9 protein-coding genes are annotated in these 14,854 nt (G+C 73.1%); 1 reads left to right on the top strand and 8 read right to left on the bottom strand.

All coding sequences use genetic code 11. The features are described from left to right. Positions 1–4: 4 nt before the first annotated feature. Both ACFQ7Q_RS01860 and ACFQ7Q_RS01855 read right to left on the bottom strand, forming a co-directional pair. Positions 5–1,387 carry an esterase/lipase family protein gene (locus tag ACFQ7Q_RS01860; protein WP_383548419.1) on the bottom strand — a complete coding sequence of 461 codons (1,383 nt, stop codon included), beginning with the start codon at positions 1,385–1,387 and terminating at the stop codon, positions 5–7. Continuing rightward, positions 1,384–5,841 (bottom strand): NACHT domain-containing protein, encoded by a 4,458-nt coding sequence (locus ACFQ7Q_RS01855; protein WP_383548416.1) that lies wholly within the window; start codon positions 5,839–5,841, stop codon positions 1,384–1,386. The genes ACFQ7Q_RS01860 and ACFQ7Q_RS01855 overlap by 4 nt, the downstream gene beginning before the upstream one ends. Before the next feature lie 133 nt (positions 5,842–5,974). On the opposite strand from ACFQ7Q_RS01855, the gene ACFQ7Q_RS01850 reads away from it, so the two are divergent. Next, on the top strand, positions 5,975–6,988 hold the full coding sequence (locus ACFQ7Q_RS01850) for a translation initiation factor 2 (RefSeq protein WP_383548413.1): 1,014 nt from the start codon (positions 5,975–5,977) through the stop codon (positions 6,986–6,988). 12 nt (positions 6,989–7,000) lie between these two features. Here the strand turns inward: ACFQ7Q_RS01850 and ACFQ7Q_RS01845 are convergent, their stop codons facing one another. The 6 genes from ACFQ7Q_RS01845 to ACFQ7Q_RS01820 form a co-directional block, all read right to left on the bottom strand. Further along, positions 7,001–7,432 carry a hypothetical protein gene (locus ACFQ7Q_RS01845; RefSeq protein ID WP_383548410.1) on the bottom strand — a complete coding sequence of 144 codons (432 nt, stop codon included), beginning with the start codon at positions 7,430–7,432 and terminating at the stop codon, positions 7,001–7,003. Between the two features lie 86 nt (positions 7,433–7,518). Further along, positions 7,519–8,343 (bottom strand): calcium-binding protein, encoded by an 825-nt coding sequence (locus tag ACFQ7Q_RS01840; RefSeq protein ID WP_383548408.1) that lies wholly within the window; start codon positions 8,341–8,343, stop codon positions 7,519–7,521. A 47-nt stretch (positions 8,344–8,390) separates the two neighbouring features. Continuing rightward, on the bottom strand, positions 8,391–8,774 hold the full coding sequence (locus tag ACFQ7Q_RS01835; RefSeq protein WP_383548405.1) for a VOC family protein: 384 nt from the start codon (positions 8,772–8,774) through the stop codon (positions 8,391–8,393). A 21-nt stretch (positions 8,775–8,795) separates the two neighbouring features. After that, a complete protein-coding gene (locus tag ACFQ7Q_RS01830) occupies positions 8,796–10,139 on the bottom strand; it encodes a glycosyltransferase 87 family protein (RefSeq protein WP_383548402.1) in 1,344 nt (447 codons plus the stop codon). A 167-nt stretch (positions 10,140–10,306) separates the two neighbouring features. Then, positions 10,307–13,501 (bottom strand): sacsin N-terminal ATP-binding-like domain-containing protein, encoded by a 3,195-nt coding sequence (locus tag ACFQ7Q_RS01825; RefSeq protein WP_383548400.1) that lies wholly within the window; start codon positions 13,499–13,501, stop codon positions 10,307–10,309. A gap of 193 nt (positions 13,502–13,694) precedes the next feature. Then, entirely contained in the window at positions 13,695–14,615 is a 921-nt protein-coding gene (locus tag ACFQ7Q_RS01820; protein ID WP_383548397.1) for a DUF3027 domain-containing protein, read from the bottom strand. Positions 14,616–14,854 lie beyond the last annotated feature (239 nt).

Raw genomic sequence — 14,854 nt, 5'->3', positions numbered from 1 at the left:
GTGCTCACATCACGAGGATCACGTCCCGGCACGCGTAGTCGGCCGCCGTCGAGCAGACCTCCAGCGTCCAGCGCCCCGCCTCGGCCCGTAGCTCCGCGCGGAACGTTCCGTCGCCGCACGGGTGCATCGTGTCGTCCCCGACGCAGGTGCCGTCCTCGGCGAGCCGCCGCACCCGTAGGCGCATCGCCGCGTCGGCGTTCGTCGCCCACACCTCGAACGGCTCTCCGGCCGCGGCGACATCGGGCAGTTCCACGCCGACGGGGTGCTCGGAGCTCAGGGCCCGGGCGGGCTCCAGGTCGTTGCACATCCGCTTCAGTTGGTGGATGGCCGCGTCCGCGTTGATGAGGTCCGCGTGCCTGCTCTCCAGCCAGAGCGTCCGGCCCGTCGACGGCCATTCGGGCGGGGTCTGCGCGATATGGGCCACCGTGCCGTCACCGAGGATCTGCACGTACCGGTCCTCGGGGTCGGTCGACTTCGAGAAGTCGGAGTGGAAGCTCGCCCTGCCCTCCGCGGAGAAGGAGACCGCCTGATCGGTCCGGTGCTTGTCGCCCCCGAAGGCGAACAGGCTGTAGCGGTCACGTCCGTGGGCGGCGTCGTTCGCGCGGATGGCGTTGTTGATCTCCACGAAGTACGCGGCGGAGTCCGCGATCATCCACGGCTCGACCCCCTCGACCGGCGTGCGGCTGCTCAGACGGTCCCTGCCCCGCTCCTCGTCGAGCACGACCCGGTACGTGGGGATGAGCTGACCGAGCGAGGGATACGACGAACAGATCCCGTGCAGCCACTCGTTGAGGGACCCCGGCAGCCACCGGGCCCGCCCCGTGAGGAACCGCAGCGCCTTGACGCTCCCGGAGAAGGGCGTGCCCAGGGTGGCGACCGAGCGCGTGCGTTCCCATCCGCCGAGGACCTCGGCGTAGTACCGCACCACCAGACCGCCCATGGAACGGCACAGGAAGATCACCTTGGCGTCCCGGGCCCGCGGATACCGCGCCGGGTCGGCCGTCTCCTGCCAGCGGTCCAGCCGTTCGTCGACGAATCGCTTCAGCCTCCGGGCCGAATTGCGGTTGCTCAGACGCCAGTCGTACGGGAAGACCGCGAACCTCTCCGGCTCGATGCCCAGTCGCCGCTGGAGGCCGGCGCATCCGGTGTCGGAGATCAGACCAGGCAGGAGGCGCGCGCCCTCGATGGCCCGTCCCACCTCCAGGGCGTGCGGCGGCTCCGGATCCCCGTCGCCGATGCCCTCCTGCAGCCTCAGCAGCTCGCTCGTCCGCCGGGGGCCGAGAACGCCGCCGACCGCCTGCGGAGTCAGGTCCCAGACGTCGAGCCCGTCCCGGGTCAGAGCCGTGCCCATGATGCCCGGAACCACGACGACGAGATCGTCTTTCACCCCACGCTCCCCCTCTCCACTCGGGCGGCCTCCGCCGCCCGCTGCCGGACGACCCGCGGCGCGGGCCTCCCCTCGTCCATCTGCCAGGGCAGGACCACCTGGTCGCAGCGGAGCCGGTTCTGCGCGATGCCCTGGATCATCAGCGTGATGCGGCGCCCGTCGTAGACGGAGTCCACGTTCGTCACGTCGTAGCCACGGGACTCCATCGGATCCAGGCTCCGCTCCCGCCTGACGTCCCAGAGCCGGAGGCGTCCCGACTTCCTGCTCCAGCCGATGAGCAGGGGGCGCTCCGGCGGACCGGCGAGAGCGAGTCCGTCGAGCGGTCCACCGGGCTGCTCGGGGAGCGGGGTCGACACGTCGATCCCGCCGTCGCACTCGGCGAACTCCACCGTGTACCGGGTCGCGAAGGCGACCAGCGGGACCGCCCGGGCCACGCGTCTGAGCACTCCGGTGGCGACGGCCGTCGCGCCGGGCACGGTGACCGGTTCCGGCCGCCCGTCGGATTCGCCCAGATCCCAGACCCGTACCGCGTGACCGCCCCAGAGCGACAGCCGGGTCGACCCGCCGGGGACGTCCACCAGCTCCACCTGCTGCACGGCGCCCGCGCCGCCCATCCAGTACGTCCGGCCCTCGCTCCACGCGCCGCGCCCCGTGCCGTCGCGCTCCCACGTGACCACGCTCTGGCCGGACGGCCACATCAGCCGTATCCGGCCGGTGTCGGTGACGCCGAGGGCGATCGAGGTCACGCGCAGGTCGGAGGCGCCCGGCAGCTCGAACTCCTCGGATTCCAGAAGCTCCAGCCGCGGGCCGAGCCTGCGGAGCACGACGCGCCGGCGCCCGACCGCCGCGGTCAGCCACCCGTCACCGACCCGCGTGGTCGCGAGCGCGCCCACCTCCCGGGACGGGTGCGCGAGTCGCGGGCCGTCGACGGCCTGCCCGGAGGCCGTGTGCAGGCCGAGCAGTACGTCGGAGCCCTGCGAGCGGGCGAGGAGCAGGGACCCGTCGGGACCGCCCGTCGCCCGCAGCTGCGGCCCGTCGGCCTGCCTCCCCCGAGCGTGTACGGCCAGGGCGGCGGCCCCACCGTCCCCGTCGGGAGCGTGCGGCTCCCAGACCTGGAGCTGATTGTCGTCCGCGACCGCCAGACGCCCCGTCCCGGCGGGGTCGAAGGCCAACGACATGTGACTGTGGTTGCACGGCAGGGGCACGTACTCCCTGCCGGCCTCGTCCCAGACCCGGACCGCGGCGTCCTCGCGGACGGCGGTCAGCAGGCCCCGGGGGCCGCGCCCGAGCGTCACGCCCCCTCCGGCGGTCCCCGTGCCGAACCGGAGCTCCGCCTCGCCGCCGAAGAGGTCGTCCAGGTGCCAGCGCCGCAGCGTGTGGCCGTCCAGGGCCGCGATCACGGCCCCCGGTCCGTCCTCGGGGACCAGCGCCGACACCGCCCTGACCACCTCGGCGCCGTCGTCGAGGGACCGTACGCGAACGAGCCGGTCCTGCCCCGTCTTCAGCCCCAGCACCTCCCACACCGTCACTCCCCCGGCGCCGCCCGCGACCACGGCGACCCGCCCTCCGCAGACGACGAGGGCCACGCAGCGGAAGCGCTCGGGCGCGGAGACGCGGTACGGATGGATCCGCTTCCGGGCGTACTCCACGGTGCTGTCCCACCGCCACACCCACAACCCGTCGGCGTCGACCACGGCGAGGAAGACCTCGCCGCCCCGCCGCACCGAATCGAGAGCGACCGGCGACCCTCCCCAGTACAGCTCCTCCACCGGGTAGCGGCTCCGGCCGTGCCACATCCGCACGCACTGGCTGTCGTGCGCGGCGATCACCCGGCTCTCGCCCCGCCCGGACGCCGTCACCCCGCGCTGTGTGGGGGGCGAGGCCCAGGTGGCGGGCCCCGTGGTCCTGCTCCGGGTCTCGCGCCCGTCCGCGGTCCACGACGTGATCTCACCGGCGCCCGCGACATGGATGATCCCGTCGCCCTGTGCCTCCCAGTGCACCGCCAGGGCGCCCCCGCTGGGAGCGGGCCGGCTCCTGCGCAGCGGCAGCCTCTCGGCGCTGCTCCAGACGTCGTCCCAGAACACGAACGACGGCTTCGGAACCGTCGCGAGGAACCGGGGGGAGAACATCGCCAGGGCGGTGGCCCGCAGCATCGCCCATCGGGGGGCCGGCGCCGGGTGCCTGCGGAAGTGGTCGGCCACCCGTAGATAGAGGGCGCTCTGCCGGGTGATCGCCAGCCGGGCGGCCACCAGCGGTTCGAGCAGGTCGGGCTCGGCCGCGACCAGGAAGTGGTGGTCCTCGACCAGTTCCTCCAGGGCGTCGTCACCGGCCAGGGCGGCATGCGCGGCGAGATAGTGGGCGACGTACGGTTCCGCGTCCTGCCAGTCCTCGCCTCCCCCGGGCGTCAGGGTCCGGTACACCGCCCGGTGCTGCCGCCGCTGTTCCGCCTCGCCCTCCACCAGATGGGCGCCGAAACTGGGGTGGTGGAGGCGGTAGACCTCCGTACCGAACTCGCTGTCCTTGGCGATCGTCACGCCCGTGGCCGCACGGATCACGGCCCTCAGATCGTCGACGTCGTACCGCCTGCTGTCCGGGCCTCGCACCGTGTTGGTGACATCGAGCCACACCCGGGGCTGGGGCAGTCCGACACCTTGCGCCAGCGCGAGCGCCCGCATGAAGTCCCGGACACGGAAGGGGTCTTGCGGGTCGAGCCGGTCCAGTTCGTCCGCCAGCAGGGAGTCCAGGACGGCCGTGCCGGGCCGGAGCTCCCTGTCCAGCCTGGTCACGTCGGGCGGCGTGGACAGCTGGGCGAGATGACGGGCCCACAGGGTGGCCACGAGAAAGAGCCCCTTGCTGCGGTCCGCGATGTACCGGGCGACGGCGCCGCGCGTCTGCGCCGCGTCCGGCAGCAGGTTGTACGGGGAGTCCTCCTCGCCGAGGAGCCGTTCGACGTGCCGGGCGATGTCCTGCTCGACCTCGGGCGTCCGGTCCAGCTCCAGCGGCTGCACGCAGTGCAGGACCTCCAGCAGCGTCTCGACGGGGAGATCGCCCGGGAGGTTGCGGCGCGCGTTCGGCCGGGTGGCGACCACCACCCGCACCCGCGGCCGCGCCGCCAGCGGATTGAGCAGGCCCCGCGCGATGTCGAAGGAGTGCCCGGCGGCGGCCTCGTCGAGACCGTCGAACATCAGGGTGAGGCTGCCCTTGCGTTCCGCGAGGTTCCCGACCGCCTCCACACAGGTGTACGCGGATAACCTCCCGGGCCCGGCCCGCAGGTCGAGGGGCCGCAGACACGCGGCCAACTCCTCGCAGAGCCCGGCCAGGGTCTTGCCCCGGCAGTGGATCGCCGCGTTCACCGACCGGAGTTCGGGCACGGCGCTTGGACGGCGGTCCGTCGGGAGGGAGGCCACGAAGCTGTCGACGGTCAGATGCGCCACATAGGCCAGGAGCGTGGACTTGCCCGCCCCCGACGCGCCCGTCACCGTGAACATCCCCGACTCGCGTACGCGCAGCCAGTCGACCAGTTCGGCGACCACCCGGTCCCGTGAGGCGAAGTCCCGCAGGTGCCAGCTGTCGCCCGCCTCGGAGAACACGGGCAGTTCCCCGCTCCGGAACTCCTTCCCTATCCAGGACTCGTCGTCCTCCGGCCGCAGCGCGGAACCGACGCGCGGGGACCAGTGCGGATTGAGCAGGAACCCTGGCCTCAGGGTCCGCACCTCGCGCCAGCGCGGGACCTGCCCCCGCGTCCGGTTGCTCACGGCGAGCATGAGGTGCTGAAAGAACACGCTGTCCTCGTCCCGGCGGAAGATCCTCGCTCTGCCGTCGACGAGCAGCCCCGGCGTCGACAGCACCTGTTCCAGGCAGTCGACCCAATGGCCCTCCATCGCCTCCTGCTCGGAGTCGGCGGTGGCGACGACGGCGAACCCGGCACGGGACCCCTTCAGCCGGTCGCGCGCGCCCTCGACCTGGATGCTCACCGCTCCCACCGCCTCCCCGGCGAAGCAGGCGTCCAGGACGAGCAGGGTGTCCGTGGCGTCCTCGGCGAGCCAGGAGACGAGCTCCTCGGCCGAGACCGCACGCGCGGGGTCGAACCGGCCTTCCTCGTAACTGTCCTCGCAGGCCAGGTAGAAGGCGCCCGCCACGACTTCGCCGTGCCCGGTCCAGTAGAGGATCTTCCGGTCCGCCGCCTGCTGCCCGAGCCGCAGCACCAGATCACGTATCTGCTCGCGCCCCGCGGTCAGGCGGGGCGCCGGCGCGTCCCGCTCCGCGCTCGCGACGTGCAGCGTGGGGGCGGCGAACCCGAGCCGTCTCGCCTGTTCGACGAAGCGTGACGCCGTGGGTCTCAGCTGCGGGCGCTCCCTGACCCTCCGTACGTCCCCTCGGTACCGGTCGACGACGACGGTGGCGACCACGCCGTCGCGCTGCTGCGCGTGATCCATCCGCTGTGCGTGATCCATCCGAACTCTCCCCCTCCAAGAGTTCATCCACACATCCGCACCCACAGGCGAAGCGACTTGTGGCAACCTGACGTCCCGCCCCAGGAACAGTGTGCCGCCCCACGCTGCTCGACGTCAGGCAAAAGGAGGCCGAATGACCCGCGATGGGATCACCATCGGAGACTTGGCGACGGACTGTCACATCTTCGAAGGAGACGGCACCCGCCCGATCCGCGAGGAGAACGTGACGATCATCTACGAGCCGGGTCTCCGCCGGGTGAATCTCCCCGTGGAGGTCCAGCAGTGGCGCCAGGACATCGAGGCGGAGCAGAAGCGCCGGCAGGCGGCGGGTGAGCGCTACGCCTGGAACAACCCGCGGTTCGCGGTCGAGAGCGTGCTCGTCACGCGGACCGACGAGGACGAGGCGCCCCTGGTGCGGATGAGCCTGTGCGACGCGGACTACTACGACTTCCTCGCCACCTCCATCAACCTGGACAGGCCGTTGCGCGACGGGGAGTCCGCCACCCTGCGCTCCCAGTACCTGACGAACGCCGACCCGGTGGACGCGCCCTCGTTCCTCTCCTGCAGCTTCGGCGTCAACGTCGCCGTCGAGACGGGCCGGGACGGGAAGATGGTCTTCGCCAGGCGAAGCATCACGGTGGAGGGCCACAACAAGGAGCGCTGGAACTCCTCCGTCAACGAGGGGCTCGCCGCGATCCACGACATCCCCGAGGACGGCAGGCCCATCAGCCTGGCCTCCGTGGCGCACCGCGCGCTGCGGGAGGAGCTGGCCGTCCAGGACGGGGACGAGGTCGAGTTGGAGCTGCTCGCCTTCGCGCTCGACCTGCGGAACCACCAGTGGGCCGCCTTCTACCGGGCCGTACTCCCCGAGCTCGGCTCCGAGGACCTCGTCGCCCGTCGGAGCAAGGGCGTCGAGGACAAGTGGGAGCACGACCAGTTCCGTTTCGTTCCGGCGGACCCCGACAGCGTGCTCGACTTCATCCTGGAGAAGGGCTCCCAGAAGGCGTGGACCCCCTGCGGGCCCGCCCTCTTCTACCTGGCCCTCGTCCGCAAGGCTGTCATCGCCCGCGGCGGCAACCCGTCGGGGCGACTGGACGTGGAGGCTGCGGAGCGGCGGGCCGTGGAACGGCTGCGGAGCGCCGTGTAGCCGGGGTCCCGGTCAGAAGATGTTCCGCTCCCGGTGCTGCTGACGCAGCTTGAGGAACTTGGTGCGCACCTGGTCGGCCGGTACCCCGCCGTCGGCCTGGATCATCAGATCGGCCAGGGCGTCCCGGGACTCCATGAAGCCGCGCCACTTCTGCTGCGGCTTCAGCCAGGTGTCCACCGCGGTCATCACCGCGACGATCAACGCAAGGGCGGGGACCCAGGTGATCAGCCAGCTCCCGTGCGCACCACCCAGGTTCGCGTCGGCGGCCACGATGGCGCTGGTGAGGATGAGCAGGATCCGGCTCAGGTAGTACGTGAGCCCGTAGTTGAAGGTCGCGACGCGCCAGCGCCGCATCTCCCGGTCCATCTCCTTGACGAGGGCCTCCGGCAGACGCTCGGCGACCTCACCGCTCTCCACCGAAGTCTCCACCGGCTCCTCGGCCATGCATCCCCCTGCGAACTCGTGTCCTCGGACGAACACCCCATTGTTCCAGGGGAGATGCACACAGCTGATCGACTTCCGCGAACCCGCTAGCGCACGTCGATGAAGTCGGCGTTCGAGACGTAGGGCTGCGCCCAGGTCGTGGCCGGGTAGTACCAACGCCAGTAGCCGTCCGCGGAGGCCGTGAGCGAGCTCTTCAGATGACCGGTGGAGTTCGTCTTCACGGTCCGCACGGTGGTGTACGCCTTGCACGGGTACGCGCAGTACTGCAGCTGCACCGACTGCCCGGACAGACCGGTCCAGGTGTTGGTGTTCCAGTTGGCCGCGGTGAGCCGGCCGTAGGCGGTGAGGGTGGCGCCCTTGCGCACCGGCTCGGGGCCGGCGTCCATGGTCACGACCGTCTGCCGGCGCAGGCCGACGGACGGGAAGTACCCGCTCTGGAAGTCCCCGTCCTTGGCCTCCACCTGGGCGTAGGCCCGCCAGCCGTTGGGGCCCGCCGACGTGTTGGCGATCATGTCCGAGCGCGGGTCGAGGGTGAAGCTGCGGGAGCAGGTCTTCACCATGCCCGTGCCGGAGCAGGTGGCCAGGCCATGGACGTGGAACTTCAGGTCGTCGCCGAACTGCTGCTCCAGGTCCAGCCACACCTCCGTCAGCGGGGAGTCCTCGCTGACGGTGGCGGTGACCGTCACCTTCTTCGCCGCCGTGCCGAGAACGATGTCCTTGCCGCCGTTGACGACGACGCCGGTGATCCGCAGATTGCCGGTGGCGGCCTGGGCGGCCGGCGCGACGAGGGCGGCGGCGGCCAGACCGCCGACGGCCAGAGTGGCCGCCAGGCCGGTACGGAAGAGCGCGCGCAGGCGCATGAGGTCCCCCTGGGACTCGTACGACGAAATCCGGCCCCCCGGCCGGATCATGATGGTGCGAGGAGTGTACGGGCCGGGGATCGTCGCGACGCGGGGGGTCAGAGGGGCTGGAGGCGGGTGTGCAGGAGGCAGAACTCGTTGCCTTCCGGGTCGGCCAGGGTGTGCCAGCTCTCTTCGCCGGTCTGGCCGACGTCGGCGGGCTTTGCGCCGAGGGAGAGCAGCCGCTCCAGTTCGGCGTCCTGGTCGCGGTCGGTGGCGTTGACGTCGATGTGCAGTCGGAGCTTCCCGGTCCGCGGGTCGCTGCTGCGGCTGAGGACGAGGATGGGCTGCGGGCCGCCGAAGTCGGCGTCGGGCGGCCCGATCGCGATGGATCCGTCGTCCTCCCGGCCGAGTTCGACGTAGCCGAGGACCTCGCTCCAGAACGCGGCGAGCCGTTCGGGATCGGCGCAGTCGATGACCAGTTCACTGATGCGGCATGCCATGCCCGGCAGTGTAGGCACTCCCTAGGCCGAATCCCTGGCTGTCGCCGTCCACAGGCGGCGGCAGGAGAGGACCGCCGCCGCGAGGAGGAGGCCGTTGCGGGCGACCATCAGGGAGTTGCCCAGGGCCGAGCCGTGCATGACCTCCAGGTAGTGGAGCGGGTACGCGAACGCCGTCACGGCGGTCGCGGCGAGCAGGACCCACGCCACCGGACGCTGAGTGGTGAGCCGGGAGGTGAGGCAGACCGCCGCCAGGCCCAGCAGCCAGACCATGTACTGCGGGCTGATCACCCGGCTGGTGACCGTGAACAGCAGGATCGCGGTGAGCGCCGCGTCGAACGGTGTCGCCTCCGTCCAGCGCGAGGCCCGGCCCCGCCAGAACATCAGCCAGCCGAACGCGGCGGCCGTCGTCATCAGCGACAGCTGCGCCACCGTCGCCACGTGCTCACCGGCGAACTCCAGCGCTCCGTAGCGCGTTTCGACCCAGATCGGCATCCCCGACGCCCGCATCAGCGACAGCACCGTGCCGCCCAGAGACTCGATCTGGACGCCGCGGGCGCCCTGCTGCTGCAGGAAGTCGAAGCTGTGCCGGAAGGCGACGGCGAGGACGGTCAGCAGCGCCGCCGCGGCCGCGGCGGCGGAGATCCAGGCGTCCCTGGTGGTACGGCCCCGCTCCATGCCCACCAGGGTCAGCAGCGGCCACACCTTGATCAGGGCGCCGAACGCGGTCAGCGCCCCGCCGAGGCGCGGCCGGCGACGGCCGGCGAGCAGCGCGAGGACGGCGAGGGCCGTCACCTGGATGTCGAACCGCCCGTGCGGCAGGTTCAGGAGCATGGGCAGCCCGGCGGTCCACAGCCAGGCCCCTGCGAGCCTGCGGCCGGGGCGGGCCAGGGCCGCCATCACCACGGCGTCGGCGACGAGCGTGAGCACGAGGAACGCGGCGAAGTAGTCGAGGAAGGGCAGCAGCGACGGGGAGAGGAACAGCAGTCCGGCGCCCGGAGGGTACTGCCAGGTGACGTCGCCGACCGGGAAGGAGCCGTCGGCCAGCTGCTGGGACCACCGCGGGTAGAGGAACGCCACCTCGGAGGAGACGTTGCTGACGCCGATGTCGTCCTGGACCAGCAGGTACACCATGACGATGCGGGTCAGGACCCAGACCGTCCCGATCGCCGCGAGCGACTTCCCGGTGGTCCAGGTCGCGGCCCAGGCGTCCGCGCGCCGCGCCGCCCTGTCCAGGGCGCGCGCCGCCGCACCCCGGCCGCCGGCACGGTCTTCCTGCTGAGGGGGGACGGCCGGGTCGGAGGTGGCCGGGTCCGGGCCCTCCTCGGGAGGAGCGCCGCCCAGAAGGCCGGCCTTCTGCTGCGTCATGGATCGGAATGTAGACCGATATGACCGCTATCTCCCGGAACGAACCGCAGGTCCCGGCACACGTCCCCCAGAGGGCGGCCCCTGCGGAGGGAGCCGGGCGAGCCTCCGGCCGTCAGGCCGCGCCCGGCCGCCGCCACCGCAACCGCGTACGGCCCAGGGGTGTCCGGCTAGTCGAACCACCGGTCCCTGGCCAGCTCCGCCGTCCTCGACGGGTCCTCCAGCAGGGCCGCGACCTCGAAGCGGCGGGGCCACTGGCCGGCCGCCCAGGCAAGGCCGGCGGCGACGCCCTCCAGCGTGGCGGCGTGGATCGTGCCGTCGGGGGTGCGGCGCCAGTCGAGTTCGACGCCCGCGGCGCGGAGCTCCTCGTGCTCGGTGTACGAGTCCGGGGTCGCCGGCCCGAGGAGGGCGTGCACCGAAGGCGGTACGTCGTGCTCCTCGCCGACCGTGGTGACCTCGGCCTCCACGGACTCGCTCAGCCGCCGGACCTGGAACAGCTCCGCCAGATCGGCCGCCCGCGACGGGGAGACCGGCAGCAGGGGCAGCCCGCCGGCCAGCGGGAGGAGGTCGGGCGCGTCCGCGACCAGCGCCTCCGACGCGTCGACCACCAGCAGTTCCCCGTCCACGACCGCGCGCAGCTCGTCGGGGAGGGTGACCTGCTCGGGGTCCAGATCGGCGAGCGCGGTGTACAGCGCGTGCAGCTGGGCGCCGGTCACCTCGCGCTCCGGGGAGGCGAGCCGCGCCAGGAGCTCGGCCGCGCCGCCCGGCTCGTCGAGGAGAGCGGTGACCGAGGTGCGTACGCCCAGGGCCCGCAGGACCTGCTCGTCCTCGAAGCCGGTCGCGTCCGCGGAGTCGTACAGGCCGCTGAGCAGCGGGTCCGTGCCGGCCGCCCGCAGACCGGCCGGACGGCGGCCGTCGAGGACGGGGTGGTCGCGGAGCCACCAGGCGGTGTAGGACCGTACGGTCTCGGTCGTCCCGTCCGGCATCAGGATCCGTACGGGCTGGGTGAGGGCGTCCCGCAGCGGGGGCTGCGCCAGCAGGGCCAGCGCCTGCGGCCAGGCGTCGTCGTCGACGAGGTCCAGGTCCCGCACGGCGACGATCTCGGTCGCCACCGGCGGCACCGGCGCCTCCGGCAGCCGGTCGAGGACGTCCTCGCACCACACGTCGACCGCGTCGAGGAGCCCGGCGTCGTCGGACTCGGCGAAGTCGCTCTCCCGGGGCTCCAGTTCGTCCGGGTCGAGGACGAGGTCGGTGGCTCGGACCAGGGCGAAGTTGGCGAGCACCCCGCAGGCGGCGAGCGGCTGCTCGCCCCACCGCTCGGCCAGTTCGGCGTCGCAGAGCGCCAGCTCGTCCTCGCGCATCACGGCCGCGAAGGCGCTGCCGGGAAGGACCAGCTCACCGGCGGGCGCGAGTTCGCCGTCCTCGTCGGGCAGGGCGAGGGCTCCGAGCCACGGCTCGTCGCCGGGCTCCAGCTCCGCGTCCCGCACGAGCGAGAGGACGGTCTCGGCGAGCTCGTCGGCGTCCAGGGTGTCCGCGTCCTCGTCCCAGATCTCCCCCGCGTCGAGGGAACCCGCGACCGCCGCCCTGACCTGCGGAGTCGTCAGCACGGCGCGGGGCGTGGCGGGCAGGGCGCCCAGCTTCTCCAGGAGGGGGTGGGCGGCGTCCGGGTGGGCGACCTTGAGACCGAGCCGGGTCAGATCGGTGGGGGTGTGGTCCTGGGGCAGCAGGACGTGCCGGGGCCCGATGGTGGTCCGGATCCGGGAGCCGGGCTGCTCCTCTCGGTCCTCGTCGAGAGCGTCGTCGTACGGACGCGCCTCCTCCCCGCCCGCCAGCGGGACCGGCAGGCCCGTCAGCCGGTCCGGGTCCACCCCGGCCAGAGAGTCGTACAGCTGCCACCACCACGACGGCGCCCGGTCCACCCCGGCCAGCCGGTCGATCGCCTCCGTCAGCGGCACCCGTCCGATCCCCAGCGTGCGCAGCTCAGGCCGCCGTTCCAGCCCCGCGGGCAGCAGGGTCGGGAAGACCTCCGCCAGGACGGCGACCGTCTCGGCGCCCGCGCCCTCCACCACCTCCGCCTCCACGGGCCGCAGCGCGGGCACGTCCTCGGACGGCGCCTCGGGAGCCAGGAACGCCACCCGCGGCAGTCGCTCCAGGATCGCGGCGCGCAACGCCCCGTCCAGGACGCCCTTGCCGAGCAGACCCGGCACCAGGTCGATCGTGGCCACGGTCACCGGCTGCCAGTCCGCGAGGAGTTCGGCGTACGCGTCGGCCGACCGCTGGACCAGGAAGTCGGTGAGCGGCCCGGGCGCGGGGTGGCGGCGGGCGGTGTCGAGCGGCAGCGAGGCGATGAGGAGGGCGGGCAGGCCGAGCGGTTCGTCGGTGGGGGTGGGGGCGTGGACGACGGGCGCGGTACGGGGGCGCAGCGGCGCGCCCTCGCCGTCGACGGGGACGGCCCAGGTCACCGACCAGTGGGGGCGAAGCCGCTCCTCGACCGGCCGGTCCTTGAGGAGCGCGGGGTCGAGGGGGCCGCCGTGGCTGACGGTCCGCCAGCGGTGCGTTCCGGTGGCGGAGTCGGCGATCTGGACGTAACCGTCCCGCTCGGAGCGGCGGAGCGTCCGTACGCCCTCCGAGGTCTCGACCACGATCTCGGCGAGGCCGGGGAGGGTGAGGAGCAGGGCGTCGTCGATGGAGTCGAGGAGCCGCTCGGCGAGGTCGACGGCGGCGGAGTCGCGCAGCGGGAGCACGACCACGGTGTCGTAGCCGTCGGGGGCGGTGCCCTCGGCGGGCAGCGGGAGACGCAGCAGCGGGACATGGCCGTCGCGGCGGCGCAGTTCGTCCCCGAGGCCGGGGCTGTGCCGGGCGACCTCGGCTGCCAGCTCGCGAGCCTCGGCGAGGGACCAGCGGACACCGCCGTGGCGGCCCAGGACGGCGGGCTCGTCGGAGACGGCGAGGACGGCGGCGAAGCCGACGCCGAAACGGCCGACGGCGGTCATGTCCTGCTCGCCCCGCTTCGCGGAGGCGCGCAGCGTGGACAGGGACTCGACACCGGTGGCGTCCAGCGGGGCGCCGGTGTTGGCGGCGGCGAGGACGGCGGGGGCGTCGGGGCCTGCCGCATGCAGGGTGAGCCGGAGCCTTCCCGTCACCCCGGAGCGGCGGGCGGCGTCGGCGGCGTTCTGGGCGAGCTCGACGACGAGACGGTCGCGGTAGCCGCCGAGGGCGAGGTCCTCCTCGGCGTTGGCGTCCTCCCGGAACCGGGCGGGCCCGGCACCCCAGGCATCGAGCACGCCTCGCCGCAGCCGGGCGGTACCGAAGGGGTCGGCTCCGTCGGTCGACGTCCTGACGCTGACGCTCACGTCTGACTCCACTCTGCGGGGCGGGATTGTGCCGGGGCCCGAAGGTACCGCGACCTGCGAGTCCCCGGGCGCCACGGGGTGCCCGACGCCCGCCATCCCGACTACCCGAGCCCACCGAGCCCATTCACCCGGGGCCCGCCCCCGTGTGGGCGCTCGCGTCCCGCTGCCCCACCCCCGTGTGGCCGGGGGGGCCGCCCCCCGCCCGTTACGAGTGGCCCAGGTCTTCCGACGTGTCGTCCGGTTCCGTCGTCGAGCCCGAGTCCTTCGCCGGCCGCAGCGGGAACTCGTCCGCACCCATCGAGTCCAGCACCGGCGGCGCCGGCCGCGGCGGCTTCGGCATGACCGCCGCCTCCGAGTGCCCCCCGCAGCCGTACGCGAGCGACACGACCCGCCCGTCCGCCGGCGAGAACTCGTTCGCGCACACACCGAACGCCTGCTTCAGCGAACCGGCCAGCGGCACCAGGAACGCACAGGACTCGCACGACGCCGGCGCGGCCTGCGCCATCGGCGTCTTCGCCCCGAACGACTCGTCCCACCGGTCCGCCGCGACATGCAGCCCGTACCGCGACAGCACCCGTGCCCGCCGCATCCCGAGCTCCTCGGCGACCGAGGCGATCGCGCCCCGGGACGGCGTACGGGAGACGATCTCGGCGTCCTCGACGTCGAGATGGTCCGCCATCTCCTCCGATACCGCGGAGTTCGGCGGCGGCGCGTCCTCCCCGGTGTACCCCGGCTCCAGCCGCAGGTCGTCCTGCTCCGTCGGCAGCAGGTCACCCGGTCCCATGTCGCCCGGCCGCAGCCGCTCGCTCCACGGCACCCACTCGGGGGCGAGGAGCGCCTCGGAGCCGGGCAGCAGGACGGTCTCGTCGAGGGTGACGGTCTTCGCCCGGGAGGCGCGCGTGACCGTCACGGCCCAGCGCCAGCCGCGGTAACCGGGCTCCTTGCACTCGAAGAAGTGCGTGACCACCCGGTCGCCCTCGGCGACGGCATCCACGTGCGCCCCGACGATGCCGGGTGCGGCCGCCTCCTCGGCGGCCGCCCGCGCCAGGTCTACCGCCTCGGCGCACAGGCGGTCGGGGGTACGCGGGGTACGCGCAGTACGGCTTCGCGTCGTCGCAGCACTCACAGGTCTCGCTTCTCTCCTACGCCGTCTCACGGGTGCGCCGGGCCGAGGAGCGGGAGCGAAAGCTACGGGCGGCGGGCGGAGCGGACCAGGGGGCCGCATCGACGTCCGCACCCGACATGTCTCGCGTGTCTCGGGCACACCTATCGTCATCCATTCTGCGGGATGCCGAAGAGGCGCGCGGCCGAGAACTTCCGCCGGTGGCGCGCTACGCACGCTACCCCCTCTGCCGCCCGCCGCCC

The sequence above is a fragment of the Streptomyces sp. NPDC056527 genome (genome assembly GCF_042794475.1).
GTDB lineage: Bacteria > Actinomycetota > Actinomycetes > Streptomycetales > Streptomycetaceae > Streptomyces.
This window is presented reverse-complemented; position numbering and strand designations above follow the sequence as displayed.

Excerpts from the sequence above, each read along its gene's own strand:
- ACFQ7Q_RS01855 (WP_383548416.1), bottom strand. The coding sequence starts at position 5,841 with ATGGATCACGCACAGCGGATGGATCACGCGCAGCAGCGCGACGGCGTG.
- ACFQ7Q_RS01850 (WP_383548413.1), top strand. The coding sequence starts at position 5,975 with ATGACCCGCGATGGGATCACCATCGGAGACTTGGCGACGGACTGTCAC.
- ACFQ7Q_RS01845 (WP_383548410.1), bottom strand. The coding sequence starts at position 7,432 with ATGGCCGAGGAGCCGGTGGAGACTTCGGTGGAGAGCGGTGAGGTCGCC.
- ACFQ7Q_RS01840 (WP_383548408.1), bottom strand. The coding sequence starts at position 8,343 with ATGATCCGGCCGGGGGGCCGGATTTCGTCGTACGAGTCCCAGGGGGAC.
- ACFQ7Q_RS01835 (WP_383548405.1), bottom strand. The coding sequence starts at position 8,774 with ATGGCATGCCGCATCAGTGAACTGGTCATCGACTGCGCCGATCCCGAA.
- ACFQ7Q_RS01830 (WP_383548402.1), bottom strand. The coding sequence starts at position 10,139 with ATGACGCAGCAGAAGGCCGGCCTTCTGGGCGGCGCTCCTCCCGAGGAG.